The organism is Streptomyces sp. NPDC004647 (genome assembly GCF_040609575.1).
Lineage (GTDB): Bacteria > Actinomycetota > Actinomycetes > Streptomycetales > Streptomycetaceae > Streptomyces.
In genome coordinates this window covers 1-8,602 of record NZ_JBEXKU010000150.1, presented here as the reverse complement: position 1 = coordinate 8,602, position 8,602 = coordinate 1, and the positions used below count along the sequence as shown (strand labels likewise).

Sequence of the window (8,602 nt, the reverse complement as noted above, 5' to 3'; positions counted from 1 at the left end):
AGCAGGCGACGATAATCCGAAGCGAGGAAGGAAACCAAGACGATGACGTCGAACCGCACGTATGACAGCACTGCGGCTTGCTCATCGAACGGTGCTTCAGCCGCCTCAAACAGTGGCGCGGCATCGCGACGCGGTACGACAAGACCGCCGAGTCGTACCAAGCAGCCGTCACTTTCGCATCGCTCCTGATGTGGGCGTGACATGTGACGACAGCTCCTAGGGGGCAAGATTCAGCCACCTCTGATGCGCTCCTGACAATCTCTCTCTGTGCGTGGGACCCTGCCTGACGCACCCTCAGGCCACACCGCTCGTCTGCCCGGACCGCACACACCGCCGTCCGGCCCCACACTGTCCGCGCGACACCCCGCGCGGCCTTGGCAGAAGGAGTACGAGTGAGACGTCCCCGTCGCACCGCCGCAGGCATCCTCTTGGCCGTCGGCGCCCTGCTCACCACAGGACTTCAGGCCGCCACGGCCAACGCCGCCCAGGCCCCCGCCCCTGCGGCCCCCGCTCCCGCACCCGCGGCCCCCGCCCCCGCACCCGCCGCCGTCCACACCGCCGCCGCCTCGGCCACCGCGCAGCAGAAGGTCAGCGCCTTCTGGACCGCAGAGCGGATGCGCAAGGCAACCCCGCTCGACCTGTTCGATGTCGCCCCCGGCGCCCTCTCGGCCCCGAAGCCCGGCGGCGAGATATCCACCGTCGCGCCCACCAGCCCGTCCGCAGACCGCCCCGCCGCCCGCACCCAGGCCTTCCCGCAGGCCGGCGGGGCGTGGACCGGCGGCGGCTCCGTCGTCACCACCTCCGGCCGGGTGTTCTTCTCCTACCAGGGCCGTACCGCCTCCTGCTCGGGCGACGCCGTCACCAGCCAGAACGCCAGCACGGTGATCACCGCCGGGCACTGCGTCAAGCTGGAGGGCAACTGGCACACCAACTGGGTGTTCGTCCCCGGCTACCACGACGGTCAGACGCCGTACGGCACCTGGACCGCGGCCAAGACGATGTCCACACCCCAGTGGACGGCGAGCGAGGACATCAATTACGACGTCGGCGTCGCCGTCGTCAACCCGCTGAACGGCAAGAAGCTCACCGAGGTCGTCGGAGCCCAGGGCCTGCAGTTCAACGGCGGCTACAACAAGGCCATGTACGCCTTCGGCTTCCCCGCCGCCGCCCCGTACGACGGCTCGAAGCTCATCTACTGCAGCGGCAACACCTCGAAGGACTTCCTCTTCTCCAACGACCACGGCATGGGCTGCAACATGACGGGCGGCTCCAGCGGCGGCCCCTGGTTCGCCTCGTTCAACGAAGCCACCGGCACCGGCCTGCAGGCGTCGGTGAACAGTTTCGGCTACACCTTCCTGCCGAACAGGATGTTCGGTCCGTACTTCGGTGCCGAGGTCAAGAGCCTCTACGAACAGGCGCAGACAGCCTGACCTGACCCTGCGGCCCCTCGGCATCGACGCGTACGAGAAAGCCATGCGTACGAGAAAACCGTGCGTACGAGCACCGTGCGTACGAGAAAGCGGGCCGCCGGCGACACCGAAAGCAAGAGGCCCGATGCTCACGCATCGGGCCTCTGACTTCGCAGTAGCGGGGACAGGATTTGAACCTGCGACCTCTGGGTTATGAGCCCAGCGAGCTACCGAGCTGCTCCACCCCGCGTCGGTAACCAGGACTCTACGTCATCCCTGGTCGCGGCGGGAAATCGTGCCACGCCGAACCGGTCGCCCGGGCCACGGTGAGTGGATCTTGGTGCGCGTAATACTCACGCGGCGGGCTGCTGCCGGAGATACCCTCCGGACATGCGGAGTGCCCCGTCCAATGTCTCACTGACCGGTATCAAGCCGACCGGTGAGCCGCATCTCGGTAATTTCATCGGCGCGATCAAGCCCTCCCTGAGGCTGGCCGAATCGTATGAATCGATCTACTTCATCGCCGACTATCACGCGCTGACGTCGATCCGTGATCCGAAGCTGCTGGCTCACTACACACGCTCGGTGGCCGCCACCTGGCTGGCCGCGGGGCTGGACCCGGAGCGGACCGTCTTCTACCGCCAGTCGGATGTTCCGGAGACGTTCGAGCTGCACTGGATCCTGTCGTGCTTCACCAGCAAGGGCCTGATGAACCGGGCACACGCCTACAAGGCCGCGCGCGACCGCAACCAAGAGGCGGGCATCGCCGATCTCGACAGCGGCGTGACCATGGGGCTCTACAACTATCCGGTGCTGATGGCCGCGGACATCCTGATCATGGAGTCCGATGTGGTGCCGGTCGGCAAGGACCAGCTCCAGCACGTGGAGTACGCCGCGGACATCGCCGGAGCGTTCAACGCCGTGTACGAGGGCGGCTACAAGTTCAAGATCCCCGAGGCGATCACACCGAGCGAGGACAGCGGTCGGAGCCTGCCCGGCACCGACGGCCGCAAGATGAGCAAGTCCTACGGCAACACGATCGAGCTGGTGGCGCCGGAGGCGCAGCTGCGCAGGACGGTGCGGCGAATCGCCACTGACAGCACGCCGGTCGAGGCCCCCAAGGACCCCGAAGCCTCCTCGGTCTTCCAACTCCTGACCCACTTCGCCACGCCCGAACAAGTGGCTGAGGTCCGTGCCCGTCTGGAGGCCGGTGGGATGGGCTGGGGCGAGCTGAAGAATGAACTGTTCGCGGTGCTGAACGAGCAACTGACGCCGTTGCGTGAGCGGTACGACGCGCTGATGCGGCCGGACAGCGAGCTGGAGGAGATCCTCCGGGCCGGCGCGGAGAGGGCGTGCGAGCGGGCCCAGCCGGTGGTGGCACAGGTGCGGGAGACCGTCGGAATCGGCTGAGAACGTCCCGCCGCGGCCGGCTGCGTACGGACCCTGGCCGCGGCGACCGACCGAGCGGTCGTCCCGTACGGGAGGCGCGAGGGCGAGGCGCGACCCACGGGACAGGAGTCCCGGGGCACGAGCCGCGGGGCACGAGCCGCGAGGCGTGAGACACGAGGCGCAGGGCGCGGGACAGAGCCACGGGACACGAGGCACGAATCGCGCGACGCGGGACACGAGTCGCGGGGCACGACCGCCCACCGGCGCAACGACAACAGCGCGTGCGCCTCAGGACTCCCCGGCATCCCCGGCATCCCCGGCATCGCTGACGAGGAGCGCGATCTGCACCCGGTTGTTCAGGCCGAGCTTGGCCAGGATGCGGGAGACGTTGGTCTTGACCGTGGGCACGCCGATGAAGAGTTCCTCCGCGATCTCCGCGTTCGACTTCCCTCGGCCGACGGCGACGGCCACCTGACGCTCGCGCTCGCCGAGCGCCGCGAGCTGCTTCCGGGCCCGGGCCGCGCGCCGGTCCTGCCCGATCCCATCCGTCACCTGGGCGATGAGCTGCTTGGTGACGGCAGGAGACAGTACGGGTTCGCCGGCGGCCACCTTCCGTAGCGCCTCGACGATCTCCGTCGGCGGGGTGTCCTTCAGCACGAAGCCCGCGGCGCCCGCACGCAGGGCGCGCAGCACATGCTCGTCGGTGTTGAAGGTGGTCAACACAATGACCTCGGGCGGCCGTTGCCGCCTGCGCAGTGCCTCGGTGGCCGCGAGCCCGTCCACCGCGGGCATCCGGATGTCCATCAGGACCACATCCGGGGAGTGCGCATCGACGAGAGTCTCCACCTCGCTGCCATCGGCCGCCTCGGCAACGATCTCGACGTCGGGTGCGCCGCCGAGCATGAGCCGCAGCCCGGCACGTACGAGCGCATCGTCGTCGACGAGAAGTACGCGGATGGCCGCGGCTGCATGCTCGTTCACCAGGGGTGCCTCGCGGGTCGGGTGGTCGGTCACCGTACCGCCCGCTTCTTCCGGCCGGAGGCCGGGGGCAGCACCCGGGCGGAGGGTTCGGAGGCCGGTGCGGCGGCGTTCGGCGGTTCGCGTTGCGCAAGTTGCGCGGTCCACGGTAGCCACGCGTGCAACCGGAAGTCGGCGCCGGCCCGGCCGTACTCCAGCCGCCCGTCGGCGAGCTTCGCCCGCTCGGCCAGACCGATGAGTCCTTGTCCCGCGCCCGGGATGGCCCCCGGGACGGCGGCAATCGACGCGGTCGTGGGGGCGGCGTTGCGCACCTCCACCGCGAGCCCCTCCCCGGGGCCGCCGCTGACCGCGACGGTGACCTCGGTGTCGGGTGCGTGCTTGCGGGCGTTGGTGAGGCCCTCCTGCACGATCCGGTAGACGGTGCGCCCGGAGGGTGCCGGAGCCCTCGCGGCGTCGATGACCTGGAGGTCCAGTGCGACGCGCATCCCGGCCTCCTGTGACTCGGCGACCAGTTGGGGCAGATCACCGAGGGTGGGGAGCGGCTGCTCCGCGCTGTCGTCGTCGGCCGGCAGCCGCAGCACGCCGATGATCTCCCGCAGATCCTCCAGCGCCTGATGCGCGCTGTCCCGGATCACGCCGGAGGCCCGCTGGACCTCGGCCGCCGGTGCGCCCGGATTGAACTCCAGCGCCCCGGCGTGCACGCTCAGCAGCGACAGCCGGTGCGCGAGTACGTCGTGCATCTCCCGCGCGATGACCTCCCGCGCCTGCCGCTGCGCCTCCGCCTCCGCCCGCTCGGCGCGTTCGCGCAGCTCGGCGATGAGCTTGCGCCGGGAGTGTACGTACAGGCCCCAGCCGAAGGACCCGGCGATCAGTGCGAAGTAGACGATCGCCGACGTGGTGGCGGGCAGGCTCGGGTCCGGCCGGCGGATCAGGAACACCGGGAGCGGGGCCGCCGCCAGGGCCGCGACCCAGCGCGTGATGCGCGGCGGCCGGTGCGCGGCGACGGTGAACAGGGCCACCATGGTTGCTCCGGTGACGAAGTGCGAGAAAGCCCCGGTGACGAGCAGTACCACCGAGAGCTGGACCGGCAGGCGCCGCCGCAGGAACAGCAGGGCGCACGCCAGGCCACCCGCGAGCATGTCGAAGAACAGCGCCTCTTCGGACAGGTCCGTATGGGCCACCACGTTCTCGGAGGTGACCACGGAGAAGGCGACCGCGAAAAGGAAGAAGCCGATGTCGGCGATCCAGTCACGGAGGGTGCGGCGGGCCATAATCGGCAAATCTACGTGCTGCCGGGCCCGTTGGGGACACCTGTGGAGCGGGTCGATACTTTCGGACGACAGTGGGTTCGGCGGGAGGCTACTTAGGTGAACGCTCCGGCTCACGACGGCCGATACCGGGGATGAGCTGCACTGTTCAGTCTCGAAGCATGAAGAGTGTTCTTGGCTTCCTCAGCTTTGTGCTGATCGCGGGCGGGATCAGCGGCCTGCTGCACGAGTGGTTCGGCACCGGGTTCCGCTTGTTCGGCTTCCTGCGTTTCCTGAGCCCTGACGGCTACGCGATCTACACGAACATCGTGCTCACCGCGCTGGGCGTTGGCCTTGCTGCCGCGAACGCCTCCCTGAAGCGAGGAAGATCTTCCTGAAGAGCAGAACCGCCTTCTGAGCGGCCCTTGGTGTTTCTCTCAGAGGCCTCACAGCAATAGGGGTAGGAGCCGGGTGCGGTGTCGCATGTCCAGAACCCAGATCCGCGCAGTGCGGTCCGTCAGCAAGGCCCTCGCCTCCTTGGATGGGGGGTTCAGTTCGTGAAGTGCAGCTCCTTGATCGCCGTGAGGTCGTGTCCGTAGCGCGTATAGACCTCGGTGGTGTTCACGGAGGTGAGGGAGTTCGGTGCGATGCCGAGGAGGTCCGCTGTCTTCCGGACCTCGTCAACGGAGTCGCCCTCGATCTCCAGATACGGCGGAATCAGCGGCCAGGAGTCGATCTCCAGGCGTACGTTGTCGAGGAGGTACGAGGTGCGGTGGTTCTCCTGGTACGCCTTGGCCTCGAATCCCATGACGCGCAAGAGAGTTTACGTGTCATCGAAGTCGGAGACATTTACCTCGACTTCGTGGGTGCCATCGATCTCGTCGGAGACGATCTGCTTCACGCACAGGGTGGCTTGATTGCCGTCCTGCCTGTTGTGTTCAGCTACGCCTCTGGCTGCTGTATGCCGATCTCGTACGCGATCTCCCAGCGCACGTCCGGCACTGTGATGTCCGCCGTTTCGATCGGCCGGCCCTCGATGTCGTAGTACGTGCGCTCGATCTCCATCACGAGGTCACCCAGGCTCACCCCCAGCAGGTTCGCCTGCTCCTGCGTCGCCCGAGACGGACGCGGGATCTCGACCGTGGTGTCGACGATGACGCCGATGGTCCGCATTCGCTCAACTACGCCCATGCCCGCGTACGGCCCCATCTCCGGTAGCACGATGGGTGTCTCGCCCGTGATGGACATCGGCTCCCACGAATCGGAGAGCTGGACGGGCTGCCCGTCGGCGAGGAATTCGTACCTCGTCCGTACGCAGAGGTCCCCGGGTTCGATCGCGAGTCGATGGGCGATGTGCTCGGGCGCGGGCGTCCGCGCCTGGCTGTGGGATTCCCATGACCCGCGTCGGCCGCGCTCGCGCATGTCGGCACGGAAGGGCGAGCCGCCGCGACGTTCGCGGTGGCGGGAGCGCACCATACGCATCCGCTCGCGTGGCTGCCGCACGTACGTACCCGAGCCCGCTCGCCCTTCGAGAAGACCCTCGATGATGAGCCGCTCTACCGCCTTCTGTACGACGTTCGGGCCGACCTCGTACTCCGCCGCAAGCTGAGCGCGGGACGGCAGGCGGTCTCCGGCGACCCACTCGCCGGACGACGTGATGCGTCGACGAAGGTCGTCCGCGACGCGCATGTATGACGGCGTGTCGTGGGGCATGCAGCTCTCTCCGTGGTGCCACTTCCGGGCTTGTCAGTCGAATTTTCCTTGCCGTACGGCTGCGACGAACTGGGCCCAGGTCACGTGTGAGAACGCGAGCACAGGACCGCGTGGGTCCTTCGAGTCCCGTACGCCCGTGGTCGTACCAGTAAGCGCAGCGACCTCGAGGCATTCCGTCCCGCTGCCACCGCTGTACGAGGACTTCACCCAGTGGAACTCTTCGTGCTCGGACTCACGGTCTTCCATCAAAGCTCCTTGCAGACCTGGTCGATGACCGCTGCTGACGCCGTGATGTCCAGCGCCTGCGCGCGCAGATACTCGAACGCCAACCTATAGCCTTCGAGTTCCTGTGGCTTCTCCATGAACAGGCCGCCGCCGAGGGTGTCCACGTAGACCACATCGAGTTCGGGAACTGCGCCTCCCAGGATGACAAAGCTCCCAACTGCCGCAGCATGCGCTCCTGTCACGAAAAGAAGAATCTGCACCGTGATATGCCGGGATGTCGCACTTTCGTGCAGATGCAGCAGCTGATCACGCATGACATCCGGGCCACCGACCATGCGGCGGATCACCGCTTCATCGATGACCGCCCAGATGTGGGGCGGCTCGTCGCGCCGTAGAAGGTCCTGCCGCTTCATGCGGATGTCGACCATGTGCGTGACTTCTTGCTCAGTACAGCGCATCTCGGAGGCGCGATGCACGGCCTCGGCGTAGGGGCGGGTCTGTAGGAGGCCCGGAACGTAAACGCTCGCGTAATGATCTTCACGTACAACCTCGTCCTCGAGGGTGAGCATGAGATTCATCGACTCCGGGATGGGGTCGGCGAGTGACCGCCACCAGCCCTGAATCTTCGCCCCCTTGGCCAACTCGACCATGGCTCGGCGCTCTTCATCAGAGGCGTCGTACTGGCGGCAGAGCGCATCGACGGCCGGCCACTTCACTGTGCCTTCCTTGGTCTCGTAGCGACTCAAGGTGGCCTTGGAAATCCCCACCAGCGCACCCGCTTCCTCCAGGGTGAGCCCCTTGCGTTCCCGAAGGCGCCGCAGCTCGACGCCCAGCTGGCGCCTTCGGGTTGTAGGTCCAACAGCCATGGTCGCGGCCCTTCTTGTCGATCACCATGAGACTGCACGGCGGAGCGATGCGGGCACAAGACAGCGCACGCCGGGGGCACGGGGCGCGATTAGTGCTCCGTTTGTGCAAATTGAGAGTTCCAAATTGAGATTCTTGCTGTCGCCCTGGAGATCGCAGCGGACACCCAGCGCTACCAATGCGCTCTCGCGGAGGGGACCGAATCTCATGGACACGTGTCGATGCGCGACGTCGGGGAAGGGCTGGGAACTGTCTTTCCTCGCAGAACCCTCGAAAGTTGCAGCTCTGCGACGGCTCGTTCGTATGCACCTGACGCTCTGGGGTCTCTTGCACCTGATCGACCCGGCGCAGCTCTGCGTGAGCGAGCTCGTTGCCAACGTCATCGCACATGTCGGCTCTGGAACGCCGACAACGTTGGCCGTGTCCATCAACGGCACGAACCTTCGTGTTGAAGTCGGCGACCCCGACGGCCGCACACTACCCACTCTCCTCACCGTCGGCTCTGACGCAGAAGCCGGCCGAGGGATGAGTCTGATCAATGCTGTGACCGATCGGTGGGGCGTAATCCCGACTGTCTCGGGCAAGACGACCTGGTGCGAATTGGCTACCGGACGCGCTGCTGCCAATGGCCGTGTGGGAGACAGACATATGGCGAAAGCCGAAGCGCTCCTCACTCTCTACGTGGAGTTCCCCCGCTGAGCTGGACACCCTGATACTGGGACCGATGGTCCCGGAGGAAGCAGTGCCAGGCAGTGAGCAAGAGCAACATGAGTAAGC

At 66.9% G+C, this 8,602-nt stretch carries 10 protein-coding genes, 1 tRNA gene and 1 pseudogene; 5 read left to right on the top strand and 7 right to left on the bottom strand.

Annotated elements, in window-relative coordinates:
* Positions 1-80: 80 nt before the first annotated feature.
* Both ABZW18_RS33680 and ABZW18_RS33675 read left to right on the top strand, forming a co-directional pair.
* A pseudogene (locus ABZW18_RS33680) lies at positions 81-200 on the top strand (IS5/IS1182 family transposase); the annotation flags it as partial.
* Between the two features lie 192 nt (positions 201-392).
* Positions 393-1,430: a peptidase gene (locus ABZW18_RS33675; protein ID WP_356195069.1), complete on the top strand. Its 1,038-nt coding sequence runs from the start codon at positions 393-395 to the stop codon at positions 1,428-1,430.
* 155 nt (positions 1,431-1,585) lie between these two features.
* Here the strand turns inward: ABZW18_RS33675 and ABZW18_RS33670 are convergent.
* Positions 1,586-1,659: transfer RNA gene (locus tag ABZW18_RS33670), tRNA-Met, on the bottom strand.
* A gap of 140 nt (positions 1,660-1,799) precedes the next feature.
* On the opposite strand from ABZW18_RS33670, the gene ABZW18_RS33665 reads away from it, so the two are divergent.
* Positions 1,800-2,819 (top strand): tryptophan--tRNA ligase, encoded by a 1,020-nt coding sequence (locus tag ABZW18_RS33665; RefSeq protein WP_356195068.1) that lies wholly within the window; start codon positions 1,800-1,802, stop codon positions 2,817-2,819.
* 267 nt (positions 2,820-3,086) lie between these two features.
* Here ABZW18_RS33665 and ABZW18_RS33660 read toward each other — a convergent pair whose 3' ends face one another.
* Both ABZW18_RS33660 and ABZW18_RS33655 read right to left on the bottom strand, forming a co-directional pair.
* Positions 3,087-3,812, bottom strand: coding sequence for a response regulator transcription factor (locus ABZW18_RS33660; protein ID WP_356195065.1), 726 nt, complete (start codon positions 3,810-3,812; stop codon positions 3,087-3,089).
* On the bottom strand, positions 3,809-5,047 hold the full coding sequence (locus ABZW18_RS33655; protein ID WP_356195063.1) for a histidine kinase: 1,239 nt from the start codon (positions 5,045-5,047) through the stop codon (positions 3,809-3,811). The genes ABZW18_RS33660 and ABZW18_RS33655 overlap by 4 nt, the downstream gene beginning before the upstream one ends.
* A 158-nt stretch (positions 5,048-5,205) precedes the next feature.
* On the opposite strand from ABZW18_RS33655, the gene ABZW18_RS33650 reads away from it, so the two are divergent.
* Complete coding sequence (locus tag ABZW18_RS33650; protein ID WP_356195061.1) at positions 5,206-5,421, top strand: hypothetical protein; 216 nt, start codon at positions 5,206-5,208, stop codon at positions 5,419-5,421.
* Positions 5,422-5,573: 152 nt separating this feature from the next.
* On the opposite strand, the gene ABZW18_RS33645 is transcribed toward ABZW18_RS33650, so the two are convergent.
* From ABZW18_RS33645 to ABZW18_RS33630, 4 genes are all read right to left on the bottom strand, one after another.
* Complete coding sequence (locus ABZW18_RS33645; RefSeq protein ID WP_356195058.1) at positions 5,574-5,831, bottom strand: hypothetical protein; 258 nt, start codon at positions 5,829-5,831, stop codon at positions 5,574-5,576.
* Positions 5,832-5,965: 134 nt separating this feature from the next.
* On the bottom strand, positions 5,966-6,736 hold the full coding sequence (locus ABZW18_RS33640; RefSeq protein WP_356195055.1) for a GntR family transcriptional regulator: 771 nt from the start codon (positions 6,734-6,736) through the stop codon (positions 5,966-5,968).
* Between the two features lie 33 nt (positions 6,737-6,769).
* A complete protein-coding gene (locus ABZW18_RS33635) occupies positions 6,770-6,982 on the bottom strand; it encodes a DUF397 domain-containing protein (protein WP_356195052.1) in 213 nt (70 codons plus the stop codon).
* Positions 6,982-7,827 carry a helix-turn-helix transcriptional regulator gene (locus ABZW18_RS33630; RefSeq protein WP_356195049.1) on the bottom strand — a complete coding sequence of 282 codons (846 nt, stop codon included), beginning with the start codon at positions 7,825-7,827 and terminating at the stop codon, positions 6,982-6,984. The genes ABZW18_RS33635 and ABZW18_RS33630 overlap by 1 nt, the downstream gene beginning before the upstream one ends.
* Here ABZW18_RS33630 and ABZW18_RS33625 point away from each other — a divergent pair.
* Positions 7,826-8,524 (top strand): ATP-binding protein, encoded by a 699-nt coding sequence (locus ABZW18_RS33625; protein WP_356195047.1) that lies wholly within the window; start codon positions 7,826-7,828, stop codon positions 8,522-8,524. The genes ABZW18_RS33630 and ABZW18_RS33625 overlap by 2 nt on opposite strands.
* The last annotated feature ends 78 nt before the right edge of the window (positions 8,525-8,602 follow it).